Origin of the sequence: Psychrosphaera aestuarii (assembly GCF_017948405.1) — a bacterium.
In the GTDB taxonomy this organism is placed as follows: Bacteria; Pseudomonadota; Gammaproteobacteria; order Enterobacterales; family Alteromonadaceae; genus Psychrosphaera; species Psychrosphaera aestuarii.
On the sequence record NZ_CP072844.1, the window covers coordinates 513,800 to 534,469 of the forward strand.

Annotated in this window: 16 protein-coding genes, 2 tRNA genes and 3 rRNA genes; 17 read left to right on the top strand and 4 right to left on the bottom strand. The window is 40.8% G+C overall.

The window, feature by feature from the left end:
* Positions 1 to 47: 47 nt before the first annotated feature.
* A complete protein-coding gene (locus J9318_RS02400; protein WP_210560964.1) occupies positions 48 to 464 on the bottom strand; it encodes an RNA recognition motif domain-containing protein in 417 nt (138 codons plus the stop codon).
* 588 nt (positions 465 to 1,052) lie between these two features.
* Between J9318_RS02400 and J9318_RS02405 the strand changes: the two genes are divergently transcribed.
* The 9 genes from J9318_RS02405 (at position 1,053) to J9318_RS02445 (ending at position 9,189) form a co-directional block, all read left to right on the top strand.
* Positions 1,053 to 2,586, top strand: a 16S ribosomal RNA gene (locus tag J9318_RS02405).
* 108 nt (positions 2,587 to 2,694) lie between these two features.
* Positions 2,695 to 2,771 (top strand) — tRNA-Ile (locus J9318_RS02410).
* A gap of 44 nt (positions 2,772 to 2,815) precedes the next feature.
* A tRNA-Ala gene (locus J9318_RS02415) sits at positions 2,816 to 2,891 on the top strand.
* A 301-nt stretch (positions 2,892 to 3,192) separates the two neighbouring features.
* A 23S ribosomal RNA gene (locus J9318_RS02420) occupies positions 3,193 to 6,073 on the top strand.
* 121 nt (positions 6,074 to 6,194) lie between these two features.
* Positions 6,195 to 6,309, top strand: a 5S ribosomal RNA gene (gene rrf / locus J9318_RS02425).
* Together the 16S, 23S and 5S rRNA genes with 2 tRNA genes alongside form the textbook arrangement of a ribosomal RNA operon.
* A gap of 114 nt (positions 6,310 to 6,423) precedes the next feature.
* Positions 6,424 to 6,906, top strand: a complete 483-nt coding sequence (locus tag J9318_RS02430; protein ID WP_210560965.1) for a YajQ family cyclic di-GMP-binding protein — start codon at positions 6,424 to 6,426, stop codon at positions 6,904 to 6,906.
* 164 nt (positions 6,907 to 7,070) lie between these two features.
* A complete protein-coding gene (locus J9318_RS02435) occupies positions 7,071 to 7,604 on the top strand; it encodes a hypothetical protein (RefSeq protein WP_210560966.1) in 534 nt (177 codons plus the stop codon).
* 233 nt (positions 7,605 to 7,837) lie between these two features.
* Positions 7,838 to 8,785: a tRNA dihydrouridine(20/20a) synthase DusA gene (gene dusA, locus J9318_RS02440; RefSeq protein WP_244732000.1), complete on the top strand. Its 948-nt coding sequence runs from the start codon at positions 7,838 to 7,840 to the stop codon at positions 8,783 to 8,785.
* A 170-nt stretch (positions 8,786 to 8,955) separates the two neighbouring features.
* Positions 8,956 to 9,189: a hypothetical protein gene (locus J9318_RS02445; RefSeq protein ID WP_210560968.1), complete on the top strand. Its 234-nt coding sequence runs from the start codon at positions 8,956 to 8,958 to the stop codon at positions 9,187 to 9,189.
* A gap of 64 nt (positions 9,190 to 9,253) precedes the next feature.
* Here J9318_RS02445 and J9318_RS02450 read toward each other — a convergent pair whose 3' ends face one another.
* Positions 9,254 to 9,499, bottom strand: coding sequence for a hypothetical protein (locus J9318_RS02450; RefSeq protein ID WP_210560969.1), 246 nt, complete (start codon positions 9,497 to 9,499; stop codon positions 9,254 to 9,256).
* Between the two features lie 236 nt (positions 9,500 to 9,735).
* Here J9318_RS02450 and J9318_RS02455 point away from each other — a divergent pair, with 236 nt between their 5' ends.
* The 6 genes from J9318_RS02455 to J9318_RS02480 all read left to right on the top strand — a co-directional run bounded on the left by J9318_RS02455 (position 9,736) and on the right by J9318_RS02480 (position 13,280).
* On the top strand, positions 9,736 to 10,455 hold the full coding sequence (locus J9318_RS02455; RefSeq protein WP_210560970.1) for a PspA/IM30 family protein: 720 nt from the start codon (positions 9,736 to 9,738) through the stop codon (positions 10,453 to 10,455).
* 9 nt (positions 10,456 to 10,464) lie between these two features.
* Complete coding sequence (locus tag J9318_RS02460) at positions 10,465 to 10,674, top strand: PspC domain-containing protein (RefSeq protein WP_210560971.1); 210 nt, start codon at positions 10,465 to 10,467, stop codon at positions 10,672 to 10,674.
* A 16-nt stretch (positions 10,675 to 10,690) separates the two neighbouring features.
* Positions 10,691 to 11,017, top strand: coding sequence for a hypothetical protein (locus tag J9318_RS02465; RefSeq protein ID WP_210560972.1), 327 nt, complete (start codon positions 10,691 to 10,693; stop codon positions 11,015 to 11,017).
* A 67-nt stretch (positions 11,018 to 11,084) separates the two neighbouring features.
* On the top strand, positions 11,085 to 11,528 hold the full coding sequence (locus J9318_RS02470; RefSeq protein ID WP_210560973.1) for a copper chaperone PCu(A)C: 444 nt from the start codon (positions 11,085 to 11,087) through the stop codon (positions 11,526 to 11,528).
* A gap of 15 nt (positions 11,529 to 11,543) precedes the next feature.
* Positions 11,544 to 12,521, top strand: coding sequence for a DUF2333 family protein (locus tag J9318_RS02475; RefSeq protein WP_210560974.1), 978 nt, complete (start codon positions 11,544 to 11,546; stop codon positions 12,519 to 12,521).
* Positions 12,522 to 12,527: 6 nt separating this feature from the next.
* Positions 12,528 to 13,280, top strand: coding sequence for a TIGR04219 family outer membrane beta-barrel protein (locus J9318_RS02480; RefSeq protein WP_210560975.1), 753 nt, complete (start codon positions 12,528 to 12,530; stop codon positions 13,278 to 13,280).
* 12 nt (positions 13,281 to 13,292) lie between these two features.
* Here the strand turns inward: J9318_RS02480 and J9318_RS02485 are convergent, their stop codons facing one another.
* The gene (locus tag J9318_RS02485) at positions 13,293 to 14,174 is read right to left on the bottom strand and encodes a TIGR03899 family protein (RefSeq protein WP_210560976.1); all 882 of its coding nucleotides are present in this window, start codon (positions 14,172 to 14,174) and stop codon (positions 13,293 to 13,295) included.
* Between the two features lie 175 nt (positions 14,175 to 14,349).
* Here J9318_RS02485 and J9318_RS02490 point away from each other — a divergent pair, with 175 nt between their 5' ends.
* Positions 14,350 to 16,590 carry a bifunctional diguanylate cyclase/phosphodiesterase gene (locus tag J9318_RS02490; RefSeq protein ID WP_210560977.1) on the top strand — a complete coding sequence of 747 codons (2,241 nt, stop codon included), beginning with the start codon at positions 14,350 to 14,352 and terminating at the stop codon, positions 16,588 to 16,590.
* 10 nt (positions 16,591 to 16,600) lie between these two features.
* Here the strand turns inward: J9318_RS02490 and uvrA are convergent, their stop codons facing one another.
* Positions 16,601 to 19,423, bottom strand: a complete 2,823-nt coding sequence (gene uvrA, locus J9318_RS02495) for an excinuclease ABC subunit UvrA (RefSeq protein ID WP_210560978.1) — start codon at positions 19,421 to 19,423, stop codon at positions 16,601 to 16,603.
* A 303-nt stretch (positions 19,424 to 19,726) separates the two neighbouring features.
* Here uvrA and J9318_RS02500 point away from each other — a divergent pair, with 303 nt between their 5' ends.
* Complete coding sequence (locus J9318_RS02500; RefSeq protein WP_210560979.1) at positions 19,727 to 20,605, top strand: PEP-CTERM sorting domain-containing protein; 879 nt, start codon at positions 19,727 to 19,729, stop codon at positions 20,603 to 20,605.
* Positions 20,606 to 20,670 lie beyond the last annotated feature (65 nt).

Below are 20,670 nucleotides of genomic sequence, written 5' to 3' on the forward strand. Positions count from 1 at the left end.
AATAAAAAAGGCCGCTAATGCGACCTTTTCTTAAAGTTAAGTGTGAATTACTTGTCGTTTGCTAAACGTACTTTAAGCATACGTTCTTGAAACTCAAAGTCATTCAAAGAGTCGATCACTTTAGTGCTATCTGCCGTAGCGATCTCTACAAAACCGAAACCACGACGTTTGCCTGTTTGCTTATCTCGTAATAAACGAACAGAAAACACGGTACCGTATTCGCTGAAAAGCTCACGAACACTTCCTTCGTTTGCACGATAAGGAAGGTTACCCACATATAACGTTGTTGTATTTGCTGCCTGCTCTTCTGAAGAACCAGTGAATGAAGCAACAAGACCTGCTACTACCGCACCAATCGCAAAGGCTGCAGATGCAGGGACTTCAGAACCAACAAAATGAAAAAGAACCGCACCGATAACTGCTACTACTATAGACGGTACGAATACCGAAGAATTAAAAGACATATTCCATACTCTCAAAAAAGTTTTAAAAAACATAAATGTAAACACGTGATCGTTCACGTAAGGCATATACTATTACCTACAGAGGGATTTACAAGTTATTTCTTGGTCATAATTTAGCAGAATGATCCATTTTTTACACAGATCGAACAAGATCTGTTCAAACGATCTAAAAAGATCGGATTATTTGCAATTAGTGCTTGCGCTATTTCTAAAACTCCCTAAAATGCGTCCTCGTTGTCAGGGAGACATCAAACGGCTTGAAACGTTAAGTAAAGGTGGTTTGATTTGACTTAAAACGGTTTAGAAAACTTCTTCAAAATAATGAAAAAGATTTGATAAAAACGTTGACAACGAATTAGGGAAGTGTAGAATGCGCATCCCGGTTGAGACAAGGTCTCGACCAAGAGCAGAAAGGCTCTGAACGTTCTTTAACAATTTGTAATTAATTATTTGTGTGGGCACTCCGATGAGTAGTAACAAAACACACTAAGGTTCTTCTTCGGAAGGCAGCTTAGTACTTGTAACTATCAATTGAGTGTCTGAACGAAATTTATTTGAACAGAATTCAATGGGTAGCGATTAAACTTTTAAGTGAAGAGTTTGATCATGGCTCAGATTGAACGCTGGCGGCAGGCCTAACACATGCAAGTCGAACGGTAACATTTCTAGCTTGCTAGAAGATGACGAGTGGCGGACGGGTGAGTAATGCTTGGGAATTTGCCTTTAGGTGGGGGACAACAGTTGGAAACGACTGCTAATACCGCATGATAGCTACGGCTCAAAGGGGGCTTCGGCTCCCGCCTTTAGAGAAGCCCAAGTGGGATTAGGTAGTTGGTGAGGTAAAGGCTCACCAAGCCGACGATCCCTAGCTGGTCTGAGAGGATGATCAGCCACACTGGAACTGAGACACGGTCCAGACTCCTACGGGAGGCAGCAGTGGGGAATATTGCACAATGGGCGAAAGCCTGATGCAGCCATGCCGCGTGTGTGAAGAAGGCCTTCGGGTTGTAAAGCACTTTCAGCGAGGAGGAAAGCTTAGTCGTTAATACCGGCTAGGTGTGACGTTACTCGCAGAAGAAGCACCGGCTAACTCCGTGCCAGCAGCCGCGGTAATACGGAGGGTGCGAGCGTTAATCGGAATTACTGGGCGTAAAGCGTACGCAGGCGGCCATTTAAGTCAGATGTGAAAGCCCCGGGCTCAACCTGGGAACTGCATTTGAAACTGGATGGCTAGAGTGCGACAGAGGGTGGTAGAATTTCAGGTGTAGCGGTGAAATGCGTAGAGATCTGAAGGAATACCAATGGCGAAGGCAGCCACCTGGGTCGACACTGACGCTCATGTACGAAAGCGTGGGTAGCAAACAGGATTAGATACCCTGGTAGTCCACGCCGTAAACGATGTCTACTAGCAGTTTGACTCTTAAGAGTTGTCTTGCGCAGCTAACGCATTAAGTAGACCGCCTGGGGAGTACGGCCGCAAGGTTAAAACTCAAATGAATTGACGGGGGCCCGCACAAGCGGTGGAGCATGTGGTTTAATTCGATGCAACGCGAAGAACCTTACCATCTCTTGACATCCATAGAATTTAGCAGAGACGCTTTAGTGCCTTCGGGAACTATGAGACAGGTGCTGCATGGCTGTCGTCAGCTCGTGTTGTGAAATGTTGGGTTAAGTCCCGCAACGAGCGCAACCCTTATCCTTAGTTGCCAGCACGTAATGGTGGGAACTCTAAGGAGACTGCCGGTGACAAACCGGAGGAAGGTGGGGACGACGTCAAGTCATCATGGCCCTTACGAGATGGGCTACACACGTGCTACAATGGCAAGTACAAAGGGTTGCGAACTCGCGAGAGTAAGCGGATCCCATAAAGCTTGTCGTAGTCCGGATTGGAGTCTGCAACTCGACTCCATGAAGTCGGAATCGCTAGTAATCGTGGATCAGAATGCCACGGTGAATACGTTCCCGGGCCTTGTACACACCGCCCGTCACACCATGGGAGTGGGCTGCAAAAGAAGTAGGTAGCTTAACCTTCGGGAGGGCGCTTACCACTTTGTGGTTCATGACTGGGGTGAAGTCGTAACAAGGTAGCCGTAGGGGAACCTGCGGCTGGATCACCTCCTTATAAACGAAGTTACACCTTCAGAGTGTTCACACAAATAATTAATTACGAATAATGAGCGAGAAAGCTGCAAGCTGTTAGCTGCATTCGAGAGTTTGTAGCATAAACGATAGGCCTGTAGCTCAGCTGGTTAGAGCGCACCCCTGATAAGGGTGAGGTCGGCAGTTCAAGTCTGCCCAGGCCTACCAAATCTTCGATTTGGACCAACGTTTTAATGACGTGACTTCAGTATGGGGCTATAGCTCAGCTGGGAGAGCGCTTGATTTGCATTCAAGAGGTCCGCGGTTCGATCCCGCGTAGCTCCACCATACTGACACTCAGTTTCTCGATTCAAAACCCTAAACCATACACATTGTAGTGAGTGTGCATCGTTTAGAGTTTTTTATAAACTCATGCTCTTTAACAATTTGGAAAGCTGATAAAAAAATAAGGTAAACATTATTGTTTATTTATTTGTTATTCAACAACTAAAAAAATAATTTTGATTATCACTGTAAGAGAAAACTCAAGCGTTATTTATGTCAGGTTCTTGGTCTTATACAAACCAAGTAACCAATAAATATGACACATAAACTGCGACTGAATTTGCGAGAGCATTTAAGGTTGTATGGTTAAGTGAATAAGCGTATACGGTGGATGCCTTGGCAATTGGAGGCGATGAAGGACGTGTTAATCTGCGATAAGTCTGGTTAAGGTGATAAAAACCGTTATAAACCAGAATTTCCGAATGGGGAAACCCACCCTTTTTAGGGTATCGTATAGTGAATACATAGCTATGCGAAGCGAACCCGGAGAACTGAAACATCTAAGTACCCGGAGGAAAAGAAATCAACCGAGATTTCCTAAGTAGCGGCGAGCGAACGGGAAACAGCCGAATCAGCATGGTTTAGTGGAATGCTCTGGAAAGTGCAACGATAGTGGGTGATAGTCCCGTACACGACAAGCCATGTTGGACATATTAAGTAGGTCGGGGCACGAGAAACCTTGACTGAAGATAGGGGGACCATCCTCTAAGGCTAAATACTCCCAATTGACCGATAGTGAACCAGTACCGTGAGGGAAAGGCGAAAAGAACCCCTGTGAGGGGAGTGAAATAGAACCTGAAACCGTATACGTACAAGCAGTAGGAGCAGACTTGTTCTGTGACTGCGTACCTTTTGTATAATGGGTCAACGACTTATATTTTGTAGCAAGGTTAACCGAATAGGGGAGCCGTAGGGAAACCGAGTCTTAACTGGGCGAATAAGTTGCAAGGTATAGACCCGAAACCCGGTGATCTAGCCATGGGCAGGTTGAAGGTTGAGTAACATCAACTGGAGGACCGAACCCACTAACGTTGAAAAGTTAGGGGATGACCTGTGGCTAGGAGTGAAAGGCTAATCAAACCGGGAGATAGCTGGTTCTCCCCGAAATCTATTTAGGTAGAGCCTCGGACGAATACTTACGGGGGTAGAGCACTGTTTGGGCTAGGGGGCCATCCCGGCTTACCAACCCCATGCAAACTCCGAATACCGTAAAGTAATATCCGGGAGACACACGGCGGGTGCTAACGTTCGTCGTGGAGAGGGAAACAACCCAGACCGCCAGCTAAGGTCCCAAAGTTTATGCTAAGTGGGAAACGATGTGGGAAGGCTTAGACAGCTAGGAGGTTGGCTTAGAAGCAGCCACCCTTTAAAGAAAGCGTAATAGCTCACTAGTCGAGTCGGCCTGCGCGGAAGATGTAACGGGGCTAAGCATAACACCGAAGCTGCGGTAGCGTAATTTATTACGCTAGGTAGGGGAGCGTTCTGTAAGTGGCTGAAGGTGCATTGAGAAGTGTGCTGGACATATCAGAAGTGCGAATGTTGACATGAGTAACGATAATGGGGGTGAAAAACCCCCACGCCGAAAGACCAAGGGTTCCTATCCCATGCTAATCAGGGTAGGGTAAGTCGGCCCCTAAGGCGAGGCAGAAATGCGTAGTCGATGGGAAACAGATTAATATTTCTGTACTTTTAATCATTGCGATGGGGGGACGGAGAAGGCTAGGTGAGCACGGCGATGGTTGTCCGTGTGAAAGTATGTAGGTAGGCTGCTTAGGTAAATCCGGGCGGCTAATACTGAGATACGAGACGAGTCACTAAGGTGATGAAGTCATTGATGCCATACTTCCAGGAAAAGCCTCTAAGCTTCAGATGATTAAGAACCGTACCCCAAACCGACACAGGTGGTCAGGTAGAGAATACTAAGGCGCTTGAGAGAACTCGGGTGAAGGAACTAGGCAAAATGGTACCGTAACTTCGGGAGAAGGTACGCCCACATTAGGTGAAGATACTTGCTATCGGAGCTGAAGTGGGTCGCAGTGACCTGGTGGCTGCAACTGTTTATTAAAAACACAGCACTCTGCTAAATCGAAAGATGACGTATAGGGTGTGACACCTGCCCGGTGCCGGAAGGTTAATTGATTGGGTTATCCTCGGAGAAGCTCATGATCGAAGCCCCGGTAAACGGCGGCCGTAACTATAACGGTCCTAAGGTAGCGAAATTCCTTGTCGGGTAAGTTCCGACCTGCACGAATGGTGTAATGATGGCCACGCTGTCTCCACCCGAGACTCAGTGAAATTGAAATCGCAGTGAAGATGCTGTGTACCCGCGGCTAGACGGAAAGACCCCGTGAACCTTTACTACAGCTTGACACTGAACATTGAGCCTACATGTGTAGGATAGGTGGGAGGCTATGAAACTTGGACGCCAGTTCAGGTGGAGCCATCCTTGAAATACCACCCTTGTATGTTTGATGTTCTAACATTGGCCCCTTATCGGGGTTGTGGACAGTGTCTGGTGGGTAGTTTGACTGGGGCGGTCTCCTCCCAAAGAGTAACGGAGGAGCACGAAGGTTTGCTAAGTACGGTCGGACATCGTACGGTTAGTGTAATGGTAGAAGCAAGCTTAACTGCGAGACAGACACGTCGAGCAGGTACGAAAGTAGGTCATAGTGATCCGGTGGCTCTGTATGGAAGGGCCATCGCTCAACGGATAAAAGGTACTCCGGGGATAACAGGCTGATACCGCCCAAGAGTTCATATCGACGGCGGTGTTTGGCACCTCGATGTCGGCTCATCACATCCTGGGGCTGAAGTCGGTCCCAAGGGTATGGCTGTTCGCCATTTAAAGTGGTACGCGAGCTGGGTTTAGAACGTCGTGAGACAGTTCGGTCCCTATCTGCCGTGGGCGTTGGATGATTGAGAGGGGCTGCTCCTAGTACGAGAGGACCGGAGTGGACGAACCGCTGGTGTTCGGGTTGTCATGCCAATGGCATTGCCCGGTAGCTACGTTCGGAATCGATAACCGCTGAAAGCATCTAAGCGGGAAGCGAGCCTCGAGATGAGTCATCCCTGACAGTTTAACTGTCCTAAAGGGTCGTTGAAGACTACAACGTTGATAGGTAAGGTGTGGAAGTGCTGTGAGGCATTAAGCTAACTTATACTAATTGCCCGTGAGGCTTAACCATACAACGCTTAAGTGTTCTCCTACAGAGACTCAAAATTATTTTGGTTGAATATCCAGCTTTCTGATTGTTAAGACAATTTACGTAAGCGGTGTTTTTATAACATCGATTACAAACAGCTTTGCCTGGTGGCAATAGCGCTGTGGAACCACCTGACTCCATTTCGAACTCAGAAGTGAAACGCAGCTGCGGCGATGGTAGTGTAGCATTTGCTATGCGAGAGTAGCTCACCGCCAGGCTCCCATACTAACCCCTTGCACTATGTGCGAGGGGTTTTTTATTGCCTCCGATTTAATCCACACCCCGTTTTAGTTATACTTGGTTTAAAACCATCAATTAAAAGAGATAAAATAATGCCTTCAATGGATATCGTTTCTGAAGTAAATTTAGAAGAAATGCGTAACGCTACCGAAAACTCGAATCGTGTATTAAGCACCCGTTATGACTTTCGTGGTGTTGAAGCTAGCTTTGAATGGAAATCTCCAGCAGTAAAAATCAAATGCGGTGGTGATTTCCAAGCAAAACAAATGGTAGATATTTTGCGAAGCCAGCTAGTAAAACGCCAAATAGATCCAAACGCAATGGAGATTTCCAAAGCAGAATTTTCTGGGCGCGCCTGTTCTCAAACAGTGACAATCAAGGAAGGTATCGAAAAAGACATAGCTAAAAAGATTGTCAAAATAATTAAAGACAGCAAACTAAAAGTTCAAGTTGCTATTCTAGGTGAAGAGCTCCGCGTTACAGGTAAAAAACGTGATGACTTACAAGCGGTTATGCAACTGGTAAGAACGAGTGAGCTTGGCCAACCGTTTCAGTTTAAAAACTTTAAAGATTAAATCACAGTAAACATAGCTACTGACTTTGCGCATCCAGTTCCTTTGTATAAATGGTCGGTGTTAGTAAATGATCTCTGCTTGGTATTTTTCGTATTAAATTATGAACAAGGTGACTAAGCAGCGATTGTGCAAACATCCTATTAAGCAAAATTAAGAGAACAGTTATGTCATTTAATGCCTCCACAATAAACAAAGATAGCAACTTGTTCATGGTCGATGGTTTGCCATTGATTACGGTTTATGACGATAACTTTTTTGTGCGGAATGATTATGATGTCCTGTCGGTGGGTCAACGAAACTACTTAATTCGATATTTTAATAAACTTGGTTTTACCCAAACAAGCGGTAAGACCTTAACTAAGTCTATTACGACACTACACATTCCTAAACCAAACTCTAATCTTGCAGTCTCTTCTTTTGACGAACGTTTTCTTAAGTTTGACGGAGCCAATTATTATTGTGTTACTCCTACCATGTTCGCTGAAGCGCTTTTTTACTTAACATTGGATAAACAAAATCATGATGTTATAAAGACTTTACGTAGATTGATCAAAAAATGCCCTTATAATATCGAGTGGTTAAGGGATGTAAGTTATCACTCTCCGATAGAGAATATCACCAAACACACCTACCAAGATTTGGTAGATTATCAATCCTTTATAGTCCAGAAGCGTTACAAAAAGAAAAAGTCACTTTGATGGTTAGCTATATGTTTTGAAATGCTATAATACGCCACTATTTTTATCCTATTTTGGTGCCCCTGAGGGGGTTTTTTTGCCCCTGAGGGGGTGAAATAGGGGTGTTTATACCGGAAAACGCCGTTTTTGGACTTTTATTAATTCTCCATATGGGTGCTGTAAGGTCATGTATTTAATGAGGTATTGTCAAAGTGACTAAGAAAAAACTAGATAGGCGTTTTTGCGTAGCTCCAATGTTGGATTGGACTGACCGCCACTGTCGTTATTTTTATCGTACTATGTCCAAGCATTCAGTTTTGTATACAGAGATGGTCACTACTGGAGCAATCATCCACGGAAAGAATGATTTTTTAAAGTTTAACGAGAGAGAACAACCAGTCGCTTTACAGTTAGGTGGCAGTGATCCTGAAGCGTTAGCACACTGTGCCAAGCTAGCCGAAGAAAGAGGCTACGACGAAGTAAACCTTAATGTAGGTTGTCCCTCGGATCGTGTTCAAAATGGAATGTTTGGTGCCTGTTTAATGGCAAAGCCTGAATTGGTTGCGGAATGTGTTGCGGCGATGAAAGCAGTGACCACAATTCCCATTACCGTTAAGTCTCGTATTGGCATTGATGACCAAGACAGCTTTGAGTTTTTACTCGATTTTGTGACAAAAGTTAAAGCAGCAGGTTGCGATACATTTATTATACACGCAAGAAAAGCTTGGTTAACTGGTTTAAGCCCGAAAGAAAATCGTGACATTCCACCACTCGATTACGGCCGTGTTTATAAAATCAAGCAGATGTTTCCCGACCTAGAAATCATAATTAACGGTGGCATAAAAACCTTAGAAGAAAGCATTGAACACCTAGAGCACGTTGATGGTGTTATGATGGGTAGAGAGGTTTATCAAAACCCTTATATTATGGCCGACGTTGACGCTGCTATTTATGGTGAACCAACAAAAAAAATAAAGCGCTCAGAAGTTTTATCGGAGATGTCCGAGTATATCACTCTACATGAGCAAGACGAAGGGCGTGCATGGCATGTGCTTCGCCATATGATGGGCTTATATTTAGGTTTACCTGGTGCCAAAATATGGCGTAGATATTTGAGTGAAAATGCGGTGAAAACAGACAAAAAAGGTAAAGAACTTGTTGAAGAAGCAACCTCGTTCTTTAGAGAAAGGGGAATTGACTAATAATTGGTTAAATTAACTAACCAATCAATATCTTGAAAATCTTCAATTTGTTTGTTTGTACTTGCAAACCTCAAGTGGCCCTTTAAATATAGGGCCATTTTTATTTCAGGTATGGCACAACCTTTGTAATAGTATCTCCGACTAAACATAAAAACATCAGGAGATAAGTCATGCAATCATTAGTTTTAATCAGCAGCCTAGTTCTAAATACACCAGTTTCAATTAGTTCGTTATCTGATACTCAAGACTTAAATAAGTTAATTAACGAGCAAGTTAGCACCGTGCAGAAACAGGTTCGCCACAACACTCAATTGTCTATTTTAGACACAGACATTTTACAAGCTAGACATATAGTGAAATTAGTAAAAAGCGCGAGTAGTACAAACAACGAAGCAAGTGAATAATTATGGTGAGTTCGTTAACGCTGTTAGTTGTTTCGATGTTGCCAGTAATTAGTTTGGGAGTAGTTTACGCACTAGTAAACGCAGTTAACTCCTCTAATTTATTTAGCGCGGTTTTTTCATACATAAATAAGCAAATTAGTTTGTAGTCAATTTGCTTTAGTTGCTTTAATCCTCCAAATTCCAAATTCCAAATTCCAAATTCCAAATTCCAAATTCCAAATTCCAAATTCCAAATTCCAAATTCCAAATTCCAAATTCCAAATTCCAAATTCCAAATTCCAAATTCCAAATTCCAAATTCCAAATTCCAAATTCCAAATTCCAAATTCCAAATCTAATGTGCCGGCGATTTATAAATCGGCTTCAATTTTCATACTAATGGTTTTTAGCGCTAATACGAATTATATGGCTTCGTTAATCTTGTTGTGTTTGTTTGATTAAAAGTTAGTCAAATTAACCACCAAATAAATGTTTCAGATTCAACTCATTTTCCTTTCTGAATTTATAGTTATTAAAAACAAGCACTTATAAAGTTCATTGGAGTGGCATGACGATTGAAAGTATAAAAGTGATTTTGATTAACCCACTAAACGATCAGGAGATTACCATGGGTGTACTAAATAGATTTGTTGATGTAGTAAACGCGAACCTGAATGCAGCTTTAGATAAGGCTGAAAAACCAGAGCATATGTTAAGGCTAATTGCTCAAGATATGGAAGAGGCTCTGGTAGAAGCTCGCACACATGCAGCTAGTCTAATTGCTGAAAAAAAACATATCACCAGAGAATTGGATTTAATCTTAAAGCAGCAAAATGAATGGCAAGTTAAAGCAGAATTAGCGCTAAGTAAAGATAGAGAAGATTTAGCGAGAGACGCGTTAGTTCAAAAAGAAAAAACATCTAGTGAGGCAGAAGTATTAAAGGCGCAGTTGGTAAAAATAGAAATGGATTTGGAAACAATATCATCCGACACGAGTCAATTGCATGTAAAGCTAGCTGAAGTAAAAGAGAAGTTAAAAAGTACCTATCGACGTCATGAGTCGGCATCGGTTCGTCAACGCTCTCAACAAGCAATGGATAGCAATAAGATTGATATGATCAGTAACCGTTATGAAGCATTGCAGCGCAAAGTGGATGACCTAGAAAGCCAGGCAGATGCATATGATTACACATCAAGTAATTTGCAAGATGAGTTTAAGAAGCTAGAAGTCGAGTCAAAAGTTGATGATCAACTAGCACAATTAAAGAAAAAATTAGCTAAAGCTTAGGAGCGAATTATGAAAAATGAATATATTGGTAATCCAATTACTAAAGACGCATTAAATAGAAAGTTAACCGGTGTATGTGCAGGTATCGCAAAACATTTCAACCTACCGGTTTGGGCTGTTCGAACCGGTACCGTGATATTTGGTTTGTTTTATCCATCTGCAGCCATTTTTGGTTATCTCTTGGCATCGATTTTGATGCCAACTCGAAAATACTACTAATTGAAGGGGGAGCGTTATGGCTAGTTTTTTTAAAGTTACTCTATATCTACTAGGTATATGCTTTATATTAAGCTTGTTACCAACTTTTTACTTCAATGTGGAAGGGTTTAATCACTGGGTAAGTATTGGTGGAATAACAGAAAATATCATTGGCTTTGGAGTCGCAATCATTGTGTTTTTTGGTCTTGCGGTTGCATTTATAAGTTTGTTCGCTGGATTATTTGTTGTATTCGCAATGATAGTTGGAGGGATTATATTAGCGGGTCTAACGGCTACTTGGCCAATTGTTCTGTTAGCTGTGTTCGCTTATTTAGTATTTTCTCGAAAAGAGAAAAATCATTAAATAAATATCCAATCAAGACCTAGGTTACGGTATGATTATTATCAAATAACTTTGTTAGGTGTCTGAAATGAAAATAATTGTACTTTTATTAGGTTTATTATTGGCGAGCACAAATGCAATTGCTGATTTATCAATTTCTGCGACTGACGCCTCAGTTCGTGCACCAATACCAGGCATGAAAAATACCGTTGGATATCTGAAGTTAACCAATAATGGTATATCTGACGTAGTACTTGTAAGCGCACAAAGTAACGCATCAAAAGTACTTGAATTCCATAACCATGAAATGACAGATGGGGTTATGCGAATGTATCAACAGCAAGAAGTAAAAATACCAGTGGGTGAAACAGTAGTTTTTCAGTCTGGTGGACTACACTTAATGTTTCTAGACGTTGAGCCTAGTCTAAAAGGTACTAATAGCGTAGACGTTACCTTTGGAACGAAAAGCGGTGATAAGTTCACCATCCCGTTTAACGTTGAGTCAATAAAAGTAAAACATCACCATCATTAAAAGAAGGTCAAAAAAATGCAAAAGTGGTTAGCAGCAGGCCTTGGAGCTATTGTCGTTCTGTCTATTTTACTGGCACAGTACTGGAGTTTCATGCCAGATGTTTTTTCTGTAGAAGAGCGAGCCCTTTCAAAAGCAAAACAATTAAACACAACACCGGTTACAGGCTTTACAACAACGCATACGTTAATTGAAGTAACAAAAGTACTGCTGGATAAACCGGGTGGGTATTTATCAAATGACATAGCGCCACCTTCGGTATTTCTAGACAATATCCCTGCATTTGAATTTGGGGCGTTAGAAATGAGCAGAGATTTAGCATTAGCCTTGCGTCGAGATTTCAGTCGCTCTCAATCTCAATCGGTAGAAAACCCGTATCTAAAAGTCGCGCAACCACAATTCAGTATTGATCATAACTCGTGGGCTTTACCAAGCTCCGAGTCTTCTTATCGTATGGCTGTAGAAGCTCTAGAAAAATATCGTGATTCATTAAGCGATGAACAACAAGGTTCGGCACAATTTTATGCACGCGCCGATAATTTAAAAGACTGGTTAAATGAAGTAGAAAAACGCCTAGGTAGCTTGAGTCAAAGATTAAGCGCGAGCGTCGGTCAAGATCGTATTAACATTGATTTAGCAGGTGACACCGCAGCAATACAATCCACACAAACCGCTAAGAGCCAAATGGTACAAACGAGTTGGTGGAAAATAGATGATGTCTTTTATGAAGCAAAGGGAGCGAGTTGGGCTCTATTGCACTTTTTGAAAGCGGTTGAAATCGATTTTGCTAGCACGTTGCAGAAAAAAAATGCACAAACGAGTTTGAAACAAATTATCCGAGAGCTAGAAGCGACACAACAAGCTATTTGGAGTCCAATGATATTAAATGGCAGTGGATTTGGAGTGTTAGCAAATCACTCTCTTGTAATGGCTAATTATATTTCAAGAGCTAATGCTGCAATTATCGACCTTAAAACATTATTAACGCAGGGTTAAGCTATTATGTTTGTGTCAGTTTTGAAAATTATCGCGTTGGTCTCTTTGTTAATCATTGCGTCACCTCTATACGCAAAAGATATTTTCAGTTTTTCACTTGGAATTGATCAATGGAAGAATGATGCTCCCTCAACTTATGGAGTCGCCAGTGATAATCTACTTGAATTTAAAGACGAGGGTGCTACAGCACGACAGCTGGAGCTTTCCCTTAGCCATAAGCTGCCACTGATACCAAATATTCGATATGCGACGTCATCGACAGATCAAGCAGCTAATAATACGCTTGCGCAAACTTATGTTTTAGGCGGAGAAGTGTTTAGTGTTGCCAGTCAGTTATCGTCAGAAAATAAAACTCAGATACATGACGTGTTACTTTCTTATCCTATGCTCGATTTTAGACTGTTAAAAATGGACATGGGACTTTTGGCGCGTTACCAAAAGTTGGAGATTAATACGAGTAAAATTGGAGACACTCAGCAGTCAATGGTCGACTCCGATAAAATTGTGCCTATGTTGCATGTAAACTTAGAGAGCGGAGTCCCATTACTCGGGTTCTTCGTATTTGCTGAATTCAACAAAGGTGACAATAACCATCTATATCAGAGTGGTATTGGCTATACTTTTGACAATAATCTAATCCCAGACGTCGATTTAAGAGTGGGCTTTAGAAATGAAAATATAGACTTTACCGCAGGTGATGGTGTTATTTTCCATCAAGAATTAGACGCGACTTTTGCTGGAATGAGGGTACGCTTTTAAACTTCAATTGAGCTATGCTTTTGTGGCAACTTGATGATTGCTATCGAATAAGTCGGTAAAGTCGTTTAGAAGATATTGTAAAAATTCACTGTCATCAGGTGCATTCACCAAGCGACTAAGTTCGTAACCAGACTGAGTTAACTTATAGTAAGTAAAAACGATATCTTTCTGTTTTATTGTTACATTAAAGCTTTGTTTGTTTTGCGCTATAGACAGTGAGTCATTGACGTTGTAAGCAGCGGATTCAATCTCTTGTTGATGTATAAGTCCTAATTCTGCCAATGAAATTAAGTGTGTATAAGACAATCCGAACTGATTTAAATTTAAACTAATCTTCCCTGTATTTGAAAAGAGACTTATCAGTGTGGGTTTTTTGTATATGCCAGTTAATATCCTACCTGAATGTTCTTCATTAAATCGACACATAAGTTTAACGGCTTTATAAAATATTTTTGCCTCTTTAGTTCCAAGTTCCGCCAGTGTTTTTAAACTTCGGTATGAAAAGGAACCTTGTTGAACTAACTCTACAGATAAAATTTTTGCCCAAAGTTCATGCATTGATGGTGTATAACAACATTTGGCCATATCAGTAAACTTCATTACCCAATCCAAATCTAACCTATCAATGAGGACATCACCCTTTACATAGTCTAGGGCCAAACTAAATATTTGTTCTAAATTATATTGCTGTCTAGCTTCAGTAATTTGATCTCGTTTATTGATGCGCTGCGATATGCTTAAGTCGGGGTCTCGGAGTAACACAACTTCATCATTCTTGAGACGATTGATTACTTTGTTCTCTTGGTCATGTGTTGTAGAGATTTCAAAATCTATACCCGTTAATTGCTTAACGAGGTTTAAGTATTTTGTTCGTGAATCTACAGAGTTAGTCATTTAATTTTTTATTCTTAATCACCGAGTTATTCATAATCTTGAAAACATCAACAAAAGTCAAAGAAATGGCAATATTTAAATAGTAAGTTTTTGTACAAAAAGTGGTTTTGTTTCTACACTTAGGTTGGACTTTATGAATTATAAGTATTATTTCTAACGAGGATGTTGCTGGCCGATGCCAACTCAAAAAACTAAAAGCCAAGATGATTTTCTTTTTTCGGGACAATTACTTACCGCTGACGATAACATTAACGAACAAGAATGTTTGGACCATTGGAATATCTTAATTGTTGATGACGAACCAGAAATCCATCAAGTTACAACGATGGCGCTAGCAGGTGTAAAAATTGCGGGTAAAAAGCTCAAGTTTTTCCATGCGTACAGCGCAGCGGAAGCGTTAGAGCTTTTAAAAGAACAAGATAAAATCGCCGTGACGATTTTAGACGTTGTTATGGAAAGTGATGATTCAGGATTAAAGTTAATTCGCTGTATAAGAGATAAGCTGGCGTTACTAGACATGCGTATTATTTTACGCACTGGACAGCCTGGCTTTGCGCCTGAAGAACAAGTTATCTCTGATTACGAAATTAATGACTACATAATGAAAACTGAAACGACTCGGAGTAAGTTGTTTACGTCTCTGTGTTCTGCTATCAGATCTTATCAACAACTCTGCATTATCAGCGAGGCGCGAGACTTTCTGCAGCGACTCACTATCATGAATAGTGAATTAATATCTCAAACGACGTTTACGTCGTTTGTTCAATGTTTAGTCCATAACTCGTTAGAATTATTCAGTGCCTCTGGCCCGGGTTTATTATTAATAGATCAAGGAAAAAAGAAGGGCGAGCCTACTCGATTTGAAATTGAATATAGCAGTGAGCGCACACATCAGTTTGTAGGACAAAACTTTGAGGATGCTCTGTCTGACGATATTGTTGTTAAAATTAAGCAAACTATACTAAGTCAAACCTCTTATACACTCGGCTCTGACTTGATTTTATTTATTCCATCAAAGTCATGTAGCGTTATATTGATACTGTTTGATGTTTATCCGAACATAATTCGACCGGAACTTATTCAATCATTTGTATCTAATATCGCCTCCGATGTTGATAATTCTTTGCTTTTAAAACAGATTAGTAACATCGCTTATCTGGACTCGTTAACAAAATTGCCAAATAGAACCAAGTTTATAGAGGACTTGGATTCTCTACATAAATCGAACAAACAAATAAAGTCAGTTACATTAATCGATATAGAGCACTTCTCAGATATTAATGATGGCCTCGGTCAGGATTATGGCAATTTGCTACTTGTCGCAGTTGCAGAACGGTTAAGTTCAGAATTTAGCGAATCTGTGATGATTTATCGAGTTGCTGCCGATGTATTTGGCGTAATAGCGACGACGACATCCCTTGACGAAAATGAAATCCTACGGATATTCGATTTACCATTTATGGCCGGCGAGCACCTAATCCCAGTCAACGTCCGAATTGGTATTTCTAAAGGTGAAAATAATGTAGCCAACGGTTTAATACTTATTAAACAAGCAAATATAGCTTTAAATCGAGCTAAAAAAGGTCAACAGAATAGAGCAAGTTACTATGCCTCCGAGATGGAAGATGAGACCGCATGGCGCTTAGATATGATTCGTAAACTCACCGATGATTTTTATGCGCAAAAACTTCAGGTATGGTACCAGCCGCAATTAAATTTAAAAAACAATAAGATTATAGGTGCCGAGGCATTGCTGAGGTGGCCGAATGGTAATGGTGGATTTTATTCACCTCTAACATTTATACCGTTAGCTGAATATACAGGACTTATTGTTGATATTGGTAGTTGGGTTATTGAGCAAGCTTGTTTAGAGATAGTGCGGTGTAACAAGCTCGGGTATAAAGACATTCGCATAGCTGTAAATGTATCTATGCCGCAATTTAAGAATAACACTTTTGTTGACACCGTTTTATCTATTACAGAAAAACATAATGTTAAGCCTGAAAATCTCGAGTTAGAAATCACTGAAAGTGTAGTAATGGACGATACAACATTAGTTGTAACGGCCTTAGAACGTTTAAGACAGTTAGGTTATACAATCGCGATAGATGATTTTGGAACTGGGTTTTCATCTCTCAGTTATTTACACAAACTACCGATCAATCGGCTAAAAGTAGATCGAGAATTTATCAAAGATATTGGTTTTGGAGGCGACGGAATTTTAGCAGAGACAATCATTAACTTGGCCCAAAAGCTTGGTTTAGAGGTTATCGCTGAAGGAATTGAAACGGCTTATCAACAGGACTTCATAAAACAATTAGGGTGTGATGAGGCACAAGGTTATTATCATGCTAAGCCAATGCCAGCTGACGAACTTGAAGAATTCCTTCAAAATTTCGACAGCCAACATAAGTAATTGTAACGATTTAATTTAGTAACGGTTTAAGATATTTTGCGGTGAAAGATCCTTCGACATCGCATATGTCTTCCGGTGTTCCTGCAGCGACAATAGTTCCGCCGCCAGAACCACCTTCCGGCCCCAAATCAATAATGTAATCAGCCGTTTTTACAACATCTAAGTTATGCTCAATAATAACAATAGTATTACCATGGTCTCGAAGACGATGGATTACAGTTAATAGCTGCTCAATATCATGGAAGTGAAGGCCTGTGGTAGGCTCATCTAAGATATACAGCGTTTGTCCTGTATCTCGCTTCGACAACTCCTTAGCAAGTTTAACACGTTGCGCTTCACCACCGGATAAGGTAGTTGCGGACTGACCTAACCGAATATAACTAAGGCCAACATCCATTAACGTTTGTAATTTTCTTGATATTGCAGGAATAGCATCGAAAAACTCTCTTGCGTCTTCTACCGTCATTTCAAGTACTTGGTTTATATTTTTACCTTTGTACGTGACTTCAAGCGTTTCCCTGTTATATCTCTTACTACCACACACATCACATGGGACATATACGTCCGGTAAAAAGTGCATTTCGACTTTTATAAGGCCATCACCTTGGCACGCTTCACAGCGACCACCTTTCACATTAAAACTAAAGCGACCGGCTTTATACCCTCGAGCCCTCGCTTCTTGAGTTCCAGCGAATAGATCTCGAATATTAGTAAATATTCCGGTGTAGGTTGCTGGATTAGACCTAGGTGTTCTACCAATTGGGCTTTGGTCAATATCAATAACTTTGTCTAACTGCTCCAGGCCGGTAATTTCTTTATATGGTGCAGGCTCAGACAACGTCGCTTTATTTAATGCACAGTGAGCAATAGGAAATAAAGTACCATTAATTAGTGTAGATTTACCCGAGCCTGATACGCCGGTAACACATGTCATCAAGCCAATAGGGATATCTATGGAAACATCTTTTAGATTGTTCCCTGTGGCGCCTTTTAACGATAACCATTTATCTTTGTTAACAGACACTCGATTTTGTGGAACCTGTATTTTTCTTGCACCGGATAAAAATTGTCCGGTTATTGAATTAGGGTTGTTTTTTACCTCTTCTGGAGTGCCTTTGGCGATTATCTGACCACCATGAACACCTGCTCCAGGACCGATATCAATAACATAATCAGCAGCTCTAATCGCGTCTTCATCATGTTCAACCACAATCACGGTATTGCCGAGATCTCTCAGATGTACCAATGTTTGTAATAACCTATCATTGTCACGTTGATGCAGTCCTATTGATGGCTCATCTAGAACATACATTACGCCCACTAAACCGGCACCAATTTGACTTGCTAGTCTAATTCTTTGCGCTTCACCACCAGAGAGTGTTTCGGCACTTCGTGATAAAGACAAATAGGTCAATCCGACATTAACCAAGAAACCTAAACGCTCTCGTATCTCTTTTAAAATCTTTTCTGCAATTTGTGCTTTTTGGCCACTTAAATTTAAGTTTTCAAAAAACTGACTCGCGTCACCAATTGACATATCAGTAATAGTAGGCAAATTAGTATTTGTTACAAATACATGGCGAGCTTCTTCTCGTAAACGGCTACCACTACAGCTTGGGCATGGCTGTGTACTAATATATTTAGTTAACTCTTCTCGTACTGTATTTGATTCGGTTTCTTTATATCGACGTTCCATATTAGGCAATATACCTTCAAATGGATGATTGCGAACAACAACGTCGCCTCGGTCATTCATGTACTTAAATTCAATACTTTGTGCACCGCTACCATTTAATATGACTTCGCGATGTTCAGCAGGTAAGTTATTAAATGGCAGGCTTAAATCAATTTTATAATGTTGAGCCAATGACTTTAACATTTGGAAATAATAGAAGTTACGCTTATCCCAGCCTCTAATAGCCCCACCGGTTAAACTTAGTTCGTCATTAATTATTACTTTATCTGAATCAAAGTACTGTTTAACACCTAAACCGTCACAACTTGTACAAGCGCCGGCTGGGTTGTTAAATGAAAATAAACGTGGCTCTAGTTCCTGCATTGAATATCCACAAACTGGACACGCAAAATTAGCACTGAAGGTTAATGGTGGAGTATCTCCTTCCATAAAGGCAATGTTAACGATACCACCACTTAGTTCTAATGAAGTTTCTATAGACTCGGCAAGTCTTTGTTGAATGTCGTCACGAACCTTTAAGCGATCAACAACGACTTCAATAGTGTGCTTTTTATGTAGCTCTAATTCAGGAGGATCTGATAAATCACACACCTCTCCGTCGATGCGGGCTCTGATAAAGCCTTGGGCAGATAAATTCTCTAATGTTTTTACGTGCTCACCTTTCCGGTCTCTCACAACCGGAGCAAGAACCATTATTTTAGCGCCTTCTGGCAAATCTAAAATACGATCTACCATTTGCGATACCGTTTGTGCTTCTAACGGTTCACCGTGTGTAGGGCAAGTTGGCGTGCCTACTCGAGCATATAAAAGGCGTAAATAGTCATAAATTTCGGTGATGGTTCCGACAGTTGAGCGTGGGTTATGTGAAGTCGACTTTTGTTCAATAGAAATTGCTGGTGATAAACCTTCAATATGATCTACGTCAGGCTTTTCCATTAACGAAAGGAACTGGCGTGCATATGCCGATAAAGATTCAACATAACGTCGCTGGCCTTCAGCGTATAAGGTATCAAATGCAAGTGAAGATTTTCCCGAACCTGATAGGCCGGTGATTACGATTAATTTATCGCGAGGAATTTCAATATCTATATTTTTCAAATTGTGGGTGCGAGCACCACGAACTTCAATTTTATCCATATTCACTTCTTACCAATTCATTAGATCAGACAGTATGACACTAAACCGCCCAAGGCGTAAATAAAACACTGTATGAATAAACGAGTACAGAAGATCACTTTAGTCAAAATTAAATGTGGTCAAAAATGGACCAACCAGTTAAAATACGCTTTAGCTGTCATGCTTTTTTACACTTTGTTTTTTGGTTTTGGATATTCCTAATAAAAACAAAGGTTTGTATTCTAGTCCGATGATTGCTATACGACAATTAGGAAACGAATTATTTTAGTTGCTCGGTACATCACTGAGTATGAAGGAAGTAGTGTGTTAAGAATATTATCAATTATTTTAGTACTAGGTACGGCATTAAATGCTCAGGCTGATACAACAACATTAGGATGGGACTTCGGAAACCAATCTAATTTTGTTAATACGGTTGCTGGTGAAAATAACTCAGTTACTAATGACTACAGCTCGTTTGATGCAATGAGTTATCAGCATATGGCAGGTCGTGGCTGGGTAGCATCAGATAGAGAAGCTCTAACGGTTAGTGGTTGGTCTATGGTAGAAAACCCAAATCGTACTGATAGACTAACAGCTGTAGGAGCTGATATTTATTCATGGGGTAGCTATGGTATTGGCGTTGTTAACCAAAATGAAAGCTATTCGAATAACGAACATGCAATTGATAATCGCAATGTTAACCAAGGTGAAAACCAAGAGTTTGTATTGCTGTCGTTTGCAGAAGAAGTTGCATTAGAAGGTTTTTGGGTTGGCTGGGAGTCAACATATGGTGCCGGTAATGATGAACTAAACATCGGAACACGCACATTGTCTACTCGCGCAGTGAACAAAATTGAAGATGAAGATCGTAACGTAGCATGGAAACGTGGCTTTTTAGACAACTCTATGACCAGCGCTATTAATACTACAGGCTCTGTGGCTAATAGTAGAAATGTTGTTTATTATTCAATCGGGAATACAACTGGTACCACGTCTAAGCATTGGATTGTTGGTTTGTTTCAGGAAGTAGTAAGCGGTAACTATGATGCGTTTAAACTTCGCGGTATTGTTGCTTCAAGAACTACACCGACAAACGTTACTGAAGTGCCTGAACCATCAACGGTTGCGATGTTTGCTTTAGGTCTATTGTTACTTTTAAGACAGCAAAAATCTAACAAAAAGTTTCAGTTTCACGCTTAGGATTTACTCTTCTAACAAATATAAAAAAGGTGGCGTTTGCCATCTTTTTTGTTTTTAATAATCTT